Here is a 15,305-nt window from a genome sequence, read left to right as displayed (position 1 = left end):
GGCGGAGGACCTCCACGGCTGACTCCACGGAGAACGGTCATGCCAAGCGATCCTGACCATGTGCTCGACGCCATCGACGGTGTCGTCGACGAGTGGGAGACGCTGAGCGCGGACGCCATGCGCTGGGCACCTCCCGAGAGCAAGACCCCTGATCTGATCACCGAGGTGAGCGAGATCTTCGGCCCGCTCGTCAACGCGTTCTCCCAGGCGCTGCGCCCGGTGGGCGACGCGCTCGAACGCGTGCTCAACTCCCTGGAGGAGCCCGACGGCCCCCGCGAATGAGGCCTTTCAGGTGGTGCGGCGGCGACGGGTCCTGCGGGGGTAGGCCTTGGCCGTCTCGGCCAGCCGTACGGCGTGCTCGGCCTGCTTGCGCCAGTGGCCGTAGGCGTCGCCGCGCTGGGCCAGCCGGTCGAGCTCGGCCATCGTCGCGAGCGGGATGAAGGCGGGCTCGGCGTCGCGCCACGGCGTGCCGGGCAGCGGCATGAACGTGTGGGTGTGGATGCGCGCCCCGAGGTCGGCCAGGTCGGCGGCCAGCGTCAGCGACCGCACCTGGTCCTCCTCCGACTCGCCGGGCATGCCGAAGATGAAGTCGACGTTGGGCCGGAACCCGTGCTCGACCGCGATCCTGACCGCGTCGCGCACGGGCGAGGTGTCGTGGCCGCGCCCCGAGGCGGCCAGCACCCGGTCGGAGCCCGACTGGGCGCCGATGATCAGGTTGTCGTTGGCCACGTAGCGCTTGAGCAGCCGCATCGCCTCCGGGCTGACGTGCTCGGGCCGCACCTCCGAGGGAAAGCTGCCGAAGAAGACCCGGCCGTGCGGCGGCAGCTCCTCCTTGACCCCGGCCAGCAGCTCCTCCACCGCGCCGAGGTCGGGGTCGGGGCCCGAGGAGCCGTAGGACAGCGAGGTCGGCGTGATGAACCGCACGTCGCGCATGCCGCGCCCGGCCATCTCGCGTACGTGCTCGCGCACGCTCGCCACCGACCGGTGCCGGAACTGCCCGCCGAACATGAACGGGGTCTGGCAGAAGCGGCAGGTGTAGCGGCAGCCACGGGTGATCTCGATGGGCCCGTTGCGGCCGGTGAACGAGGGGAAGGCGTCGAGCGGCAGCTGCGGCGCCGGGGCCGTGCGCAGCGCGACGCCGTCGGCGTCCCTGACCGCCAGCCCGGGAACCGAGGTGAGCGGCCGGTCCTCGCGCAGCGCCCGGACGAGGGCGATGATCGTGCTCTCGCCCTCACCGATGCCGGCCAGGTCCCAGCCGGCGTCGATGACCTGCTGCGGCTCGGCGGTGGCGTGCACGCCGCCCGCGATGTGCAGCCCCCTGCCGCCGCTCAGCGACCTGACCGTGGCCAGCTCGGCCGCCATGGCCTCGGCGTCGGGGGAGTAGAACGACCAGAGCACCAGCACCCGGTCTGCTTCGCTGTCGCGGATGTGCCGGGCGGTCTCCTCGGGGGTGGTGCCGAGCCGCAGGTCGTGCTCGACCCGCGCGCCCAGGGCGGCGAGCAGCGCGTGCACGCCGTAGGTCACCGCCTTGCGGTATCGGACCACCACGCTCACTGCCAGTGCCACGTCCGGCAGCGTAGCCCAGGCCCCCGACATCACGCCCCCGAGTCACGACGCCGCGTCATGCCCCCGGCATCACGCCGCCGACAGCCGCATCGCGCGCAGCGCGCCGGTGAGCTTGGCCAGCTCGGCCAGCATGTCGGCGGCGGCCGTCTCGGAGATCTGGTTCGGCCGCAGCACGCCGTCCTCGACCGGCAACTGCCACACGAACGGGATGTTCACCGCCTCCAGCACCGGGACCATCTTCAGCGTGCTGACCACCTGGCGCAGCCCCTGCACGGCGCGGGTGCCGCCGGACAGGCCGCCGTAGCTGACGAACCCGGCCGGCTTGTGGTGCCACTCGTGGTGCAGGTAGTCCAGGGCGTTCTTCAGCGGGGCGGAGAAGCTGTGGTTGTACTCGGGCGTGACGAACACGAACGCGTCCGAGCGGTCCACGATGGCGCTCCACTCCTTGGTGTGCGCGTTCTCGTACTGCCGCAGACTGGGGTGGTTCGGCTCGTCCATGAACGGCAGGTTCAGCTCCGCCAGGTCGGTGAACTCCACCTTGAACGCGCCGAACGCCTCGGCGCTGCCGCGGAACCAGTCGGCGACCGCTCGCCCGACGCGGCCCTTCCTGGTGCTTCCGACGATGATCTGCAGAACGGGTTCTGTCATGACTGCTCCTAGCGTTGTGCCAAGCGGTTGAATCCTCAACATTATTGAGTAACTACACAATGTTTAGCAAACGCTAGGATGTCCTCATGAGCCTCGACCAGGTCTGCACCCGCTTCCACATCGCCTTAGAGCTGATCGGCGCCCGCTGGTCCGGAGCCGTGATCCACATGATCTTCAAGGGCGCCCACCGCTACGCCGACCTCAAGGCGGCCATCCCCGGCATCAACGACACGATGCTGGCCAGGCGTCTGCGCGAGCTCGAAGCGGCCGGCCTGGTCGAGCGGCGGGTGCTGGCCACCTCGCCGGTGCGGGTCGAATACCACCTGACCGAGATGGGCCAGGAGCTGCGACCCGCGCTCGACCAGCTGGTGGACTGGTCGCACAAGTGGATCCCGCTGCCCGAGGCGGCCGAGTCCGCCTGACCGCTGCGGGAGGCGGAGCGCCGCGATTCTCGGAAGCGCGCCGGGGACGTCTCCCCGTAGACTTCATCGCATGACCTGGCGACATTGATCCATAACCAGGGGCCGGCGCGCGACGCGCGGGCCTCCGGGGCGACACGCCCCCGGAGTCCCTGCTCGTCCCCCTGGAAGGCCTCATGCTCGTCATCACGCTCTACGCGTACGCGTTCCTCAGCGAATTCGTGCTGCTCTATCCGGTGTACGCGCTGCTGTTCGCCGACACCGGTCTCTCCGTCGCCCAGACCTCCACCCTGTTCGTCATCTGGTCGGTGACGGGCATGGTGCTGGAGATCCCGTCGGGCGCCTGGGCCGACACCGTCTCCCGGCGGCTGCTGCTGTGCCTCGGGCCGCTGCTGATCGGTCTCGGCTTCGCGATGTGGACCCTGTTCCCTGCCTACTGGGTGTTCGCCGCCGGCTTCGTGTTGTGGGGGGCCGGGGAGGCGCTCGTCTCGGGCTCGTACGAGGCGCTCGCGTACGAGGAGCTGGCCCGGAGCGGCCAGGAGGGCCGCTACGCCGGCGTGATGGGCCGGGCCACCTCGCTCGGCCTGGCCGGCAGCGCGACCGCGATCGCCCTCGCCTCCCCCGCCCTCGCGGTGGGCGGCTACCCCCTCGTGGGCGCGGCCAGCGTGCTGGCCTGTGTCCTGTGCGCCGCGACGGCCCTGACGCTGCCCGAGCACAGGACGCGTGGCGAGGCGCCCGGTTACCTGGCGGTCCTGCGGGAGGGGCTGGCCCTGGCCCGCGGGGATCGGCGTGTGCTGCGCGCGGTCCTGCTGGTCGCGTTCGTGACGGCGGTCTGGGGGGCGCTGGAGGAGTACGTGCCGTACCTGGCGGTCGAGACGGGCGTGGCCAGGGCCGCCGTTCCGGTGGTCATCCTGCTCGTCTGGGTCGGCGCCACCGTCGGCGGCCTGCTGGCGGGTCCCGCCGAGCGCCTGCCGGCCCGCGCGTACGGCCCGCTGCTCGTCCTGGCGGCGCTCGCCATGGCCGGCGGCGCGCTCAGCGGCAGTCCCGCCGGGTTCGTCGCCGTCGCGCTGGCCTTCGGGGCGTTCCAGCTCGCCCAGGTGCTGGCCGACGTGCGGTTGCAGGCCCGCATCAGCGGCCCGGCGCGGGCCACCGTCACCTCGGTCGCGGGGCTGGGCACGAACGTGGTGACGGTCGGGGTCTTCGCCGCGTACGGGGCGGCGTCGTCGTACGTGCCGCACGGGGTGACGTTCGCCCTGCTGACCCTGCCGTACGTGCTCGTCGCGCTGCTGACCAGGAGCGCCGATCAGTAACGGGACGGGATCCGCTTGGGCAGCGGCGGCGGCTCCTGGACCTTCACCTCCTCCTGCGGCGCGGGCGGCTCGGCCGGCTCAGGCGGCTCGGCCGGCCGTGGGGCGCCTCGCCAGCGGGAGGGGAAGAGCGAGGCGACCACCAGCACGCACGCCACCGGCAGGGCCCAGCCGGCGAGCAGCGCCCGATACCCCGCCTCGTACGGGAGCGGCACCACCCCGGGCGGCGTCACCCAGGGCGCGCCGGCCAGGAAACCCCCGGCCAGCACCCCGAGCACGAGTCCAGGCAGCAGCGAGGCGAGCGGCGAGATCCTGGACCCCGCCAGCGCGCCGATGACGACCATGAGCCCCGCGAGCAGGCTCGTGGCGATCCAGCCGTCCAGGCTCGCATGAGAGACGAAACCCGCCGCGATCAGCGGCGTGGCCAGCAGTCCTGCGCCGGCGCCGAGCATATGACGAACACCATTACGCACAGAGAACACCTCCAGCCTCGGGACACTACTCACCTCTCACCGCCTTCGCCTTATAGGCGGCGAATCCGGCATGAAGGACTAGGGCCAAAACAGCCCCATAACACCGAAATAGGGCCTTATTGGTATCTGAGCAGGACCCCCTACCAACCGTTAGCTTGACAGCACCCCCACCCGAGGAGTGCACATGTTGAGTAAACGCTGTGCGCTGACAGGCGCGATCATCCTCGCCGCCTGTGTGGCCACCCCCCTCAGCCCAGCAGCAGCCGACCCCACACCCAAGGCGCCACCCGCCATGGTGGACGCACTCGAACGCGACCTCGGCCTGTCCGAGGAGCAGGTGCACACCCGCCTGGCCAACGAGGAGCGCGCCACCGCCGTCGAAGCGAACCTGACCACCGCACTGGGCGGGTCGTTCGGCGGCGCCTGGCTGAACGACGACGCCTCCAAGCTCATGGTCGCCACCACCGACCCGGCGGCCACGAAGACCATCGAGGCGCAGGGCGCGCAGCCCGTCGTCGTCGCCCGCTCCATGGACCAGCTCAACGGAGTCATGCGCCGGCTCGACCAGGCCCCGCAGGGCGCCAAGGCCGGCGCCGCCCTCTGGTTCGTCGACGTGACGACCAACCTCGTCTCCGTCCAGGCGCCGACCGTGGAGGCCGCGCAGGCCCTCGTCGCCGCGGCGGGCGTGGACAAGAGCGCCGTCACCGTCTCGGCCACGGCCGAGCGTCCGTCGACGTTCATCAACATCATCGGCGGCGCGGCCTACTACATCGGCGGCAGCCGGTGCAGCGTCGGCTTCGCCGTCACCAGGGGCAGCACTCCCGGCTTCACCACGGCGGGGCACTGCGGCCGGGCCGGCTCCAGGACCACCAGCCCGACCGGCACCTTCCAGGGCTCGTCCTTCCCGGGCAACGACTACGCCTGGGTCGCCGCGCCCAACAACACCGCCACGCCGTACGTACGCGGCTCCGGCGGCGCGAACGTGACCGTCCGCGGCTCCACCCAGGCCGCCGTGGGCGCGTCCATCTGCCGCTCCGGTTCGACCACCGGATGGCGCTGCGGCGTCATCAGGCAGCACGGCGCCAGCGTCACCTACCAGCAGGGCACCGTCTCCGGCCTGACCCGCACCACCGCGTGCGCCGAGCCCGGCGACTCCGGCGGCTCGTTCATCTCGGGCAACCAGGCCCAGGGCATGACGTCCGGCGGCTCCGGCAACTGCTCGGTCGGCGGCACGACGTACCACCAGCCGGTCAACGAGGCCTTGAGCGTGTACGGCCTCACGCTCAGGACCGGCTGACCCCCGCACCCCCCGCGGCGCCCCTCCACCCGGAGGGGCGCCGCTCCCTCGCCCGCCGCCCTTCGTTGTGCCTCCCCGCTCCTCGATCACCTGCACCGTACGTCCCGTGCCCGCGCCGTCGCGGAATCGAAAAAGGGTAAAATTTCGCCTTTCGCCTCGCCAAGACATGGCCATTCCACCCGGTCAATCTTGATTGTGTATCCACACAAATACAGTTGAGCTATGCACGCTCCGAGGCGACCATGCGAATAACGGTGTCCGATCCCCTGCACGAATGCGTCAAGGTGTGGGCCACCCGCGAGGTGGGACCGGAACGCGTGCCCTCGCTCGCCCGCAAGGAGCTCGCGAAGTGGCTGGGCGCCGGCCATCCGGCCCTGCCCGATCTCCAGGAGATCGCCTCGGAGCTGATCACCAACGCGATCCTGCACGCCGACGCCGACTGGGTCCGGATGAGCCTGTCGCGGGAGCCGTACTCCTGGCAGCTCACCGTGACGGACCCCGGCGCCGCCGGCAAGGCAGCGCCGCCCTCGCGCCAGTCCCGGTCGAGCGACGAGAGGGGCCGCGGCCTGCTGATCGTGGACGCGCTGACCGAAGGACGCTGGGACACCACCGTCAACGCGGTGGGCGAACGCGTCGTCTGGACCCAGGTCCGCCGCTGACCATGACCGTACGGAATCAAATCATTACCTACCGCACACGAAGTGCGGCATCCTTGGGTGCGTGCGAAGCCGACGTGACCGTTCCCCGCTCACCGTGGCGGCGGTGGCCGTCATGGCCGGCGCCGGCCTGCTCGGGCTCGGCGTGGTGCTCCTGCTGCGCGGCCCCGGGGCGGCCGACGAGTGGGCGGGCGTGGCGTCGGCGTGCGTCGCCGTCGTGGGCGGCGCGGCGACGCTGATCGGCTGGCTGCGCCGCGACGACGGCGCCGGCGACGACCGCGACGCGGCACGACGGGAGCGCCGGCTCGACTGCCTGGCCGAAAGGATGGCCGGCCACTGCACCACCGAGGAGGAGCAGCGGCGGCTGCTCGATCCCTATCCGCTGCCGGTGACCTGGCACACCCTCGGCCCTCCGTCCGCCGACCACTGGTCGGTGATCCGCCAGGGGGCCGGCGACACGCCGCTGCGGCTCGACGGCACCCTCGACGACCTGCACCGGGTCGTGCGCACGACGGTGCCGACCGGGCGGCTGGTCATGCTAGGCGGGCCCGGCTCCGGCAAGACCAGCCTGGTCGTCCGGCTCGCCCGCGCCTGCCTGACCGCCCGTGCGTCCGGCGCGGGGCCCGTACCGGTGATCCTGCGGTTGTCCACCTGGGACCCGGCCGCCCGCTCGCTGCGGCGGTGGATCACCGAGCAGGTGGAGCGCGACTACGGCGTCGCCGGCGTCACCTGGGACGCCGGGCTGCTGCCGGTGCTGGACGGGCTCGACGAGATGCCGCCCGCGGCCCGCGGCGCGGCGCTGCGGGCCGTCAACACCACGTTCGCGCCCGGTCTGTCGCTCGTGGTGACCAGTCGCGGCGAGGAATACCACGAGGCGGTACGCGACGCCGACGTGCTCACCGGGGCCGCCGTGATCGAGCTCGACCCGCTCACCCCGGGCGTGATCCGCGACTACCTGACCACCGCCACCCGCTCCGACCGGGGCGCGGCCTGGAACGAGGTCTTCGACCGGATGAGCGGCGAGCCGGCGGGCCTGCTGGCCCGGACGCTCTCGACCCCGCTCCACCTGTCGCTGACCCGCCTCACCTACGCCGACGGCCCCGGGGACCCCGGCCTGCTGCTGCGCCTGCCCGGCACCGCCGCCCTGCGCGGCCACCTGCTCGACCAGCTCATCCGCGTCCTCTATCCTGACCTGCCCGATCCCGCCGGTGGGCGCGCCTGGAACCGCCGCGACGCGCACCGCTGGCTCTCCTTCCTGGCCCGTCACCTGCACCGCCGCGACGCCTACGACCTGCCCTGGTGGGAGCTGGCCAGGGCGGTGCCGCTGCGGGCCAGGACGCCGATCTGGGCCGTCGTGGTCGCGGTGGTGTTCGGCGCCGCGAACGTGCTCGCCGGCCTGCCGTGGCACCTGGCCGGGCCAGATCCCGTCGCCGGCATGGCCGCCGACCTGCGCTGGGGTGTGGGTGGGGGGCTGCTGCTCGGCGCGGTCAACAGCCTGTGGACGCCGCTGTTCCCCAGGGCGCCGCGGCTGCGCCGCCACACCGTCCGCCGCACGGGCCGGCCGCTGTGGTGGCGGCTGTGCCGCGCCCTGGGCAACGGGCTGTGGCGCGGCGTGACCCACGGGGCGAAGAGCGGCGTGCCCGTCGCGTTCATCGTCCTCGCGATCGTCGCTGTGGCCGTGCCCACCCCCGGGCCTGGCGGGCGCGCGCTCTTCCTCGTCTTCACCGCCCTGTACGCCTTCCTGTTCGGCTTCTGCTGCGGCTTCGTGTACGGGCTGGCCGTGGGCTTCGCCGCCGAGTTCGTCACGATGTTCCACGACGTCGAGGCGGGACACGGCCGGCCGCCCGACGAGGTGCTGCGCGCCGACCGGGCCTGGACCGCCGTCACCGCGCTGGCCGGCGGCCTCATCACCGCGGCCGTCACCCCGCTGTTCGTGACGGTCGTCTTCGGCGAGCCGCTGGACTGGCGGCTGCTCCCGCCCGCCGTGCACATGGGCGTCGCGGGCGGGCTCGGCTCGTGCCTGGCCACCGCGTCCACGCAGTTCCTGCTGGCCCGCATGTCATTGTCGGTGGCCGGCCGGATGCCGTGGCACGCGATGGCGTTCCTCCAGGACGGCGTGCGGCGGGGCGCGTTGCGTCAGGTGGGCGGGGCCTTCCAGTTCCGCCACGCGCTGCTGCGCGACCGCCTGGCGGGCGTCCCGGTGGCTCTGGAGAATGGCCAATCATTTCTCAAATAGGCGGCCAAGAATCGCCGGAAACTGTTTTTCCCAGGCGAAACCCGTTCCGTCCTGAAAAAGAAACCCGGCACCGCGCCTTGACGATTCCCGAGAGCAAGGCGGCACGATGAGAATGACGCAGGGAGGAACACCAGCGGGAGGATCCATGCTGAAGGAAGCATGCGCGGCCGGCGTTCTCGCGGCCGCCATATTCGCTCCGACGTCCGCCTCCTCGGCCCCGGTCACGGCGCCGGCCATGACCGCCAGGACCGTCACCACCGGAACCTGCACGTCCGCCGTCTGCAAGTGGATGGAGGAGGGCAAGAAGCGCTGCTACTACTGCAAGCAGAAGAAGAAGCAGGGCGGTGGCTGGAAGCGCCAGTACTGCGAGAAGAAGGCCAAGGAGAAGGCCCCGGTGGAGCTCGAGTGCACCTCGGCCGCGGCGCCGACCACGAGCAACCCGAAGCGCGTCTGCGAGAAGTGCGTGGACCAGAAGACCGGCCGGCTGGTGTCGACCAAGTGCGGCTAGCGCTCCGGCACCCACGCAACTCATCGCCTGTCTCGTGACATTTGCATCTGTTCGCTCCGGGCGCTCACGCGGAGGATCGGGTCCACGTCACCCACCTCAGAGGGAGCATCCATGACCGTCTCACCCGAGACCCAGAGCGTTCGGATCGAACGCACCTACCCGACCACGGCCGAGCACGTCTGGCGCCTGTGGACCACAGGCGCCGGGATCGCGTCCTGGTGGTCGCCAGACGGCTTCACCGTGGAGGTGAACAAGCTGGACCTGCGGCCCGGCGGCGAACTGATCTACACCATGACCGCGACCGCGCCCGAGCAGATCGCGTTCATGGAGGGCGCCGGGCTGCCGCTCCGCACCGAGTCACGCAAGACCTTCGTCGAGGTGGACGAGCCCGCCCGGCTCTCCTACACCTCGCTGGCCGACTTCATCCCTGGCGTGGAGCCGTACGACTTCCTCACCGTGGTCGAGATCCGGCCCTCCGCCGACGGCGTCCACGTCGTCATGACGATGGACGCGATGCACGACGAGGAGTGGACCCAGCGCCTGACGGCCGGTCGCGGCAACGAGCTGGACAACCTCGGCCGGGTGATCGGCGCGGGTTCGGGCCCCGCCTGAGGTTCCTCGCCCTTCCATGGCCACCACGCCGCCGCTGCCGGCCCCCCTCACCCGCCTGCGCGCGGCTCCGGTCCGCGCCGGATCCGGTGCCGGACCACGGCCTCTACTCTGGTCAGCCAGGAGGCTCTGGTCAGCCAGGAAGCGGGGACAGGGGGTGAGCGGGTTGACGGATTTGTGGCGATCCGACCGCGTCGTCCGGCTCGCTCCGGTCGCCGCGGTCGCCTGCAGCGCCCTGCTGCCGCTGGTGCAGGTCGGGCTGGCGTTCAGCTACGTGGGCAACGACGTCGGCACCGGGCTGTGGAGCCTCGCGGCGACCGCGCTCTACCTTCCGCCGCACCTGCGCCACATCTGGTACGTCGCACGGGCGCGACGGCCGCCGCTCGCCGGCTGGTCGCTGGCCGGGATGACCGCGGTCATCGTCGGGGCCACCCCGCTGGCCGGGAACTCGTGGCCGCGGGCGTACACGGCTCTGGGGGTGTCGTTCCTGCTGGTCCTGCCGGCGCCGTGGTCGTACCTGGGGTATGTGGCGGTGGTGGCCGCGGCGGCGCCGGTGGCCCACGCGCTCGGGCTGTCGTGGGCCGCCGCGCCGTGGCTGACGTTCTCGGTGCTGGCCGGCAGCGCCGCGCTGCTGCTGCTGGTGTGGCCGGCCGCGGCACTGACCCGGTTGCGGACCGCCAGGGAGGTGCTGGCCCAGCGCGCCGTCATGCAGGAACGGCGCAGGATCGACGACGACCTGCGACACGGTCTCGGCAGCGCGCTGGAGTCGATCGCGGCCCGCGGCGACCGGGCGGCGAGCAAGGTCGCGAACGGCGATCCGGCGGCCGCGGCGGAGGAGCTGACCGGGCTCGCGGAGGAGTCCCGGCGCACGCTGGCCGAGGCCAGGCGGCGGGTCCGCGGCTACCGCCGGCCGTCACTGCGTACCGAGCTGGAGACCGCCGCGGACCTGCTGACCGCGGCCGGCGTCGCCACCCGGCTGGACCTGCCACGCGGCGGCATCCCGGACACCCTCGCCCCACAGGCGCGAGGCGCGCTGCGCGCGACGGTCACCCGCCTGCTGCGTGCCGGACCCGCCGGGACTTGCACGATCACGGCGACCGTCGCGGACGGCCAGGTGCGATTGCACGTTCGCGCGGGCGACACCACCGAGACGATCGAGGTGCGGGCATGACGACCTCGATACCGCCGCGATGGGTGCTCCGGCACCCGCGCGGGCCGCTGATCGCGCTGCACGTGCCGCTGGCCGCCCAGGTGCCGGTCTACACCAGCCTCGGCACCGACGGTTCGCCTCCCGCCGATCCGCTGCCGGCGATCCTGCTCGCCGCCGTGACGCTCGCGCTGCAACTGCGGCACAGCCTCGCCGACGCCCGGGGCGAACGCCCCGCCGGATGGCGCTGGAGCCTGACCGCGATCCTGCTGCTCTCCTATGCCCCGATCTGGCTGGTGGGCCTGAACTGGATCAGCATCGCCACCCTCACCATGGCCTCGCCGCTCATGCTCCTGCGCGGCCGCCTGCGGATGACGGTCGTCGCCGCCCAGTTGCTGACGTACATGCTCGCCCAGCTGATCGCGATCCTGCGGACGCCGATCTTCAGCGCCTGGCAGATCGTCATCCTGGTCCTGTACGCCCTGGTCGTCCCGAGCCTGTTCGCCGCGGCCCTGGTCGGCGGGGCCCGGCTGGTGCGACTGCTGAACGAGCTGGAGGCCACCCGTACCGAACTGGCCGCGACGGCTGTCGGCGCGGAGCGGATCCGGGTCTCGCGCGACCTGCACGACCTGCTCGGCCAGAGCCTGTCGGCGATCTCCCTCAAGGGCGACCTGGCGCTGCGGCTGCTCGCCAAGGACACCGCCGTCGCCCGCGCCGAGATCCAGAGCCTGACCGGCGTGGCCCGCGACGCGCTGCACGGCGTACGGGCGATCACCCACGGCCAGCACACGGTGTCGCTGCGCACGGAGATCGACGGAGCCGCGGCCCTGCTCGGGGCGGCGGGGGTGGACACCCGGCTCGACGTGTCCGACCTGCCGCCGCTGCCCGCGTCCGCGCGAAGCGCCCTGGCCTGGGCCGTCCGGGAGGGCACCACGAATCTGCTGCGCCACAGCGAGGCCGGCTCCTGCGCCATCACACTGTCCCGGCAGCGGGGAATGATCCGGCTGGACATCGTCAACGACGGCGTTCGGGGCGATCAGGTTTCTGAGCACGGGTTCGGGCTCGCCGGGGTGGCCGAACGGGCCCAGGCCGCCTCCGGCACGTCCGAGGCCGGGGTTTACGACGGCCGGTTCCGACTGTCGGTCGAAGTCCCCGAGGGAGAGACCACATGATCCGGGTGCTCATCGCCGAGGACATGCACATGATCAGATCCGCGCTGGTCGCGTTGCTGTCGATGGAGGACGACATGGAGGTCGTCGCCGAGGTCGAACGCGGCGACGAGGTGCTGGCCGCCGCGCTGCGGGTGCGCCCCGACGTCGCGGTGCTGGACATCGACATGCCCGGCCTGGACGGGTTGTCGGCGGCCGAGCAACTGTCCGGACGGCTGCCCGACTGCCGCACCCTGGTGCTCACCGGGCTCAGCCAGCCCGGCAACCTGCTGCGCGCGCTGAAGGTGCACGTACGAGGCTTCATCGTCAAGGACGCACCGGCCCAGACCCTCACCGACGGGATCCGCCGCATCGCCCGCGGCGAGCGGGTCATCGACCCGGAACTCGTCGCGGCGGCACTCGAAACGGGCAGCAGCCCGCTGACGGCCCGCGAGACCGAGGTGCTGCGCGCGGCGGCGAGCGGCATCCGCACCGCCCAGATCGCCACCCAGATCTCACTGTCGCAGGCCACGGTGCGCAACTACCTGTCGAACGCGATCAGCAAGGTCGGCGGCCGCAACCGCATCGACGCCATCCGCATCTCCCGCGACGCCGGCTGGCTCTGAGGTGCGGGCAGCGGACCCCGCTGGTATGGACCTCGCTTCAGATCCTAGCCTCGACAGAATGCCAAGCATTGCTAGGATGTCGTCATGTCCACCATCAGCGAGCGCCGCGAACGTGAACGCGCCCACCGCCATCAGCTGATCATCACAGCCGCGCGCGAGCTGGCGGAGTCCGAGGGCTGGGAGGCGGTGACGACCCGCCGGCTGGCCGAACGCGTCGAGTACAGCCAGCCGGTGCTCTACAGCCACTTCAACGGCAAGGACGCCATCGTCAGCGCCGTCGCCCTCGACGGCTTCACCGAACTCGCCGCCCACCTGCGCCGCGCCCGGCAGTCCGCCCCCGGCCCCGGCCAGGCCGCTCTGCGCGCCGTCTGCCACGCCTACCTGGAGTTCGCCACCGAGCGACCCGCTCTTTACCAGGCCATGTTCATCCTGCCCACCGACCTCAAGTTCGCCAGCAGCGAGACACCACCCGCGCTCAGGGCCGCGTTCGACGAGTTCGTCGACTGCTTCGACCCGGACAACAGGCGCCGCGAACTCTACGCCGAGGTCACGTGGAGCGCGCTGCACGGCATGGCGGTTCTGTCCGACAGCGGCCGCATCCCCCCGGAGCCCCAGGAGGAACGCCTTGACTTCCTCGTCACCCAGATCACCCGCTGATCCAGCCAGAGGCCGATGGGTTTCGGGCGGCGGATTCGTCTAACGCATCAGCGTCAGGTCACAGCCACGCGGCTGTGCCCTGGCACGCACGATCGCCTCGAGACCCCGGAGCCCCCATCATGCGAAAGCTGATAGCAACAGTCTTCAACTACTCCCTCGACGGTCTCCTCGCCGACGAGGGGACCGACTTCTGGAAGTTCTGCTTCGACCTGCCCGAGAACCGCGAGCCCGCCGACCAGGCGCACCTCGACTTCCTTCGCGGCGCGTACGCCCACGTCATGGGCCGCACCGCCTACGAGGGCATCTCCGCGGGCATGCGGGCGTCCACCGACCACCCGTTCGCCGACATCCTGAACCCCAGCCGCAAGATCGTCTTCTCCCGCACCCTGAAGACAGCCGACTGGACCAACACCACCATCGCCGGCGGCGACACCACAGAAGAGATCGACAAGCTCAGGCTGGACGGTGACGGCCACATCATCGTCTGGGGCGGCGTCACCCTCTGGCGCTCACTCATGCGCCTCGACCTGATCGACGAACTCCGGCTGAGCATGTTCCCCTACGTCTCAGGCGCCGGCACCCGCCTGTTCGACGGCGTCCCGGAGTCGTACCAGCTCGACCTGGTCTCCAGCACCCCCTCCAGCAACGGCATCGTCTACCTCCGCTACCAGCGCCCCCGCGACCTCTGAAGCCGGGACCGCTCACAGACAACTCCAGCAATAGAGCAACTGACCTTCGTCACGGGCCCGCCGGGCCAGCCCACGCAACTCGCCGATCAGCTCGGCCAGCTGAGCCGGCTCGGCGCCGAACATGGACTCCTCGTCACCCTCCGCCCACCGCTCACCCAGCTCGACCAGCCTCTCATCGGGAACGTCGGCGAGCGTGTCGCGCACGTCCACCGGCAGCTCCTCTATGCCCGGCCCGATGAAGTACGGCGAATCCTCGGGAAGGGCGCCCCACTCCTCATCGGTCTGGGGCGCGCCTTCCTGAGGCGGGTAGAGAACGACGGTCCGTACGAGGTCATCGGCGGAGGGCACGTCCCTGACCAACGCGACCAACTGCGCCAACGCCTCCCACGGACTGATCCACTTGGTCTCCACCGCATCGAAGACCGGACGCCCAGGCGGGGGATCGTCGACCGCGCGACAGCCGGGTTGCCGCTCGCGGCGGTTACGGCTTGACGACCCTGGTGGCGAAGTAACCAGGCATGTACCGGGCGGTGGCATCCGCGTGGTGCGGAGCCTCGTCGAAGTGGGTCAGCGCGAAGCCGGCCGCGAGCTGACCGCCGATCTGTCCGGCGAGTGAGTGGCTGTATTCGATCGGCCCGTTCCCGTACGAGCTCTGCCGCTCGGCATCCGGGAGATCAAGGCTGCTGAACGGGAGCGGATGACGTACGACGAGCTCACCCCGCTCCTCCATCGCCGTGACATCGAAGATGAAGACGTCGGGGTTCAGGAACCCGGCCATCAAGATTCCCCCCGGACGCAGCACACGGAACGACTCCCGCCAGACCGGTGCGAGATCGGGGCAGAACACGTTGGACACCGGATTGAAGACGACGTCGAAGCCGGCGTCGGGAAACACGCTCAGGTCGCGCATGTCGCCGAGCACAGTACGCACGGCCAGCCCCTCGCGGGTGGCGACCTCCTGATCGCGGCCCAGTTGCTGCGGCGAGTTGTCCAGCACCGTCACGGCCGCGCCCGCCGCAGCGAGCACCGGCCCCTGCTGCCCTCCACCGGAAGCCAGGCACAACACCTCGGCACCGGCCAGCTCAGCCGGAAACCAGTCACGCGGCACTGCCTCGTGGCCGATCAGGACGACGGACCAATCACCGGCCCGGGCTCGGGCGATGACCTCCGGCCCGACCGGCCGCGTCCATTCGTTACCGTTGTCCACCTCGCGGTCCCAGGCGGCACGGTTGTACGCCACGGGGTCAAAGCTGTCCGTCACAACGGCACAGCTTAGGGGCCGGCACAAGGGCACCCGATGCGGGCTGGGCACTGCCCAA

General features: G+C 71.4%; 18 protein-coding genes. 13 read left to right on the top strand and 5 right to left on the bottom strand.

The window, feature by feature from the left end; translation table 11 throughout:
• The first annotated feature begins 39 nt into the window (after positions 1-39).
• Positions 40-282, top strand: coding sequence for a hypothetical protein (locus B0I32_RS36530; RefSeq protein ID WP_146178450.1), 243 nt, complete (start codon positions 40-42; stop codon positions 280-282).
• 6 nt (positions 283-288) lie between these two features.
• On the opposite strand, the gene B0I32_RS36525 is transcribed toward B0I32_RS36530, so the two are convergent.
• The gene (locus B0I32_RS36525; protein ID WP_245956240.1) at positions 289-1,566 is read right to left on the bottom strand and encodes a TIGR04013 family B12-binding domain/radical SAM domain-containing protein; all 1,278 of its coding nucleotides are present in this window, start codon (positions 1,564-1,566) and stop codon (positions 289-291) included.
• Positions 1,567-1,635: 69 nt separating this feature from the next.
• On the bottom strand, positions 1,636-2,214 hold the full coding sequence (locus tag B0I32_RS36520) for an NADPH-dependent FMN reductase (protein WP_106247539.1): 579 nt from the start codon (positions 2,212-2,214) through the stop codon (positions 1,636-1,638).
• A gap of 86 nt (positions 2,215-2,300) precedes the next feature.
• On the opposite strand from B0I32_RS36520, the gene B0I32_RS36515 reads away from it, so the two are divergent.
• Positions 2,301-2,636, top strand: a complete 336-nt coding sequence (locus B0I32_RS36515; protein ID WP_106247537.1) for a winged helix-turn-helix transcriptional regulator — start codon at positions 2,301-2,303, stop codon at positions 2,634-2,636.
• A gap of 173 nt (positions 2,637-2,809) precedes the next feature.
• Positions 2,810-3,943, top strand: coding sequence for an MFS transporter (locus tag B0I32_RS36510; protein ID WP_106247535.1), 1,134 nt, complete (start codon positions 2,810-2,812; stop codon positions 3,941-3,943).
• Here the strand turns inward: B0I32_RS36510 and B0I32_RS36505 are convergent.
• Positions 3,937-4,392: a hypothetical protein gene (locus tag B0I32_RS36505; RefSeq protein WP_106247534.1), complete on the bottom strand. Its 456-nt coding sequence runs from the start codon at positions 4,390-4,392 to the stop codon at positions 3,937-3,939. The genes B0I32_RS36510 and B0I32_RS36505 overlap by 7 nt on opposite strands.
• 205 nt (positions 4,393-4,597) lie before the next feature.
• Between B0I32_RS36505 and B0I32_RS36500 the strand changes: the two genes are divergently transcribed.
• The 10 genes from B0I32_RS36500 to B0I32_RS36455 all read left to right on the top strand — a co-directional run bounded on the left by B0I32_RS36500 (position 4,598) and on the right by B0I32_RS36455 (position 13,986).
• Positions 4,598-5,710 (top strand): S1 family peptidase, encoded by a 1,113-nt coding sequence (locus tag B0I32_RS36500; RefSeq protein WP_106247532.1) that lies wholly within the window; start codon positions 4,598-4,600, stop codon positions 5,708-5,710.
• A 254-nt stretch (positions 5,711-5,964) separates the two neighbouring features.
• Entirely contained in the window at positions 5,965-6,369 is a 405-nt protein-coding gene (locus B0I32_RS36495; RefSeq protein WP_106247531.1) for an ATP-binding protein, read from the top strand.
• 61 nt (positions 6,370-6,430) lie between these two features.
• On the top strand, positions 6,431-8,602 hold the full coding sequence (locus B0I32_RS36490) for an NACHT domain-containing protein (protein ID WP_146178448.1): 2,172 nt from the start codon (positions 6,431-6,433) through the stop codon (positions 8,600-8,602).
• Between the two features lie 145 nt (positions 8,603-8,747).
• Positions 8,748-9,110, top strand: a complete 363-nt coding sequence (locus B0I32_RS36485; RefSeq protein WP_106247528.1) for a hypothetical protein — start codon at positions 8,748-8,750, stop codon at positions 9,108-9,110.
• A 111-nt stretch (positions 9,111-9,221) separates the two neighbouring features.
• Positions 9,222-9,722: an SRPBCC family protein gene (locus B0I32_RS36480; RefSeq protein ID WP_106247526.1), complete on the top strand. Its 501-nt coding sequence runs from the start codon at positions 9,222-9,224 to the stop codon at positions 9,720-9,722.
• A 163-nt stretch (positions 9,723-9,885) separates the two neighbouring features.
• A complete protein-coding gene (locus B0I32_RS36475; protein ID WP_146178447.1) occupies positions 9,886-10,890 on the top strand; it encodes a sensor histidine kinase in 1,005 nt (334 codons plus the stop codon).
• Positions 10,887-12,038, top strand: a complete 1,152-nt coding sequence (locus B0I32_RS36470) for a sensor histidine kinase (RefSeq protein ID WP_106247522.1) — start codon at positions 10,887-10,889, stop codon at positions 12,036-12,038. The genes B0I32_RS36475 and B0I32_RS36470 overlap by 4 nt, the downstream gene beginning before the upstream one ends.
• Positions 12,035-12,640: a response regulator transcription factor gene (locus B0I32_RS36465; protein ID WP_106247520.1), complete on the top strand. Its 606-nt coding sequence runs from the start codon at positions 12,035-12,037 to the stop codon at positions 12,638-12,640. Before B0I32_RS36470 ends, B0I32_RS36465 begins: the two co-directional genes overlap by 4 nt.
• Positions 12,641-12,724: 84 nt before the next feature.
• On the top strand, positions 12,725-13,297 hold the full coding sequence (locus B0I32_RS36460) for a TetR/AcrR family transcriptional regulator (RefSeq protein ID WP_106247518.1): 573 nt from the start codon (positions 12,725-12,727) through the stop codon (positions 13,295-13,297).
• A 119-nt stretch (positions 13,298-13,416) separates the two neighbouring features.
• Positions 13,417-13,986 (top strand): dihydrofolate reductase family protein, encoded by a 570-nt coding sequence (locus tag B0I32_RS36455; RefSeq protein WP_106247517.1) that lies wholly within the window; start codon positions 13,417-13,419, stop codon positions 13,984-13,986.
• A gap of 12 nt (positions 13,987-13,998) precedes the next feature.
• On the opposite strand, the gene B0I32_RS36450 is transcribed toward B0I32_RS36455, so the two are convergent.
• Together B0I32_RS36450 and B0I32_RS36445 are read right to left on the bottom strand one after the other, a co-directional pair.
• Positions 13,999-14,397 carry a hypothetical protein gene (locus tag B0I32_RS36450; protein ID WP_106247515.1) on the bottom strand — a complete coding sequence of 133 codons (399 nt, stop codon included), beginning with the start codon at positions 14,395-14,397 and terminating at the stop codon, positions 13,999-14,001.
• 70 nt (positions 14,398-14,467) lie between these two features.
• Positions 14,468-15,298 carry a class I SAM-dependent methyltransferase gene (locus B0I32_RS36445; protein WP_219912188.1) on the bottom strand — a complete coding sequence of 277 codons (831 nt, stop codon included), beginning with the start codon at positions 15,296-15,298 and terminating at the stop codon, positions 14,468-14,470.
• Positions 15,299-15,305 lie beyond the last annotated feature (7 nt).

The organism is Nonomuraea fuscirosea (assembly GCF_003001935.1).
In the GTDB taxonomy this organism is placed as follows: domain Bacteria; phylum Actinomycetota; class Actinomycetes; order Streptosporangiales; family Streptosporangiaceae; genus Nonomuraea; species Nonomuraea fuscirosea.
Note: the sequence above shows the minus strand (reverse complement) of the source record. Positions and strands in the feature narration are given on the sequence as shown.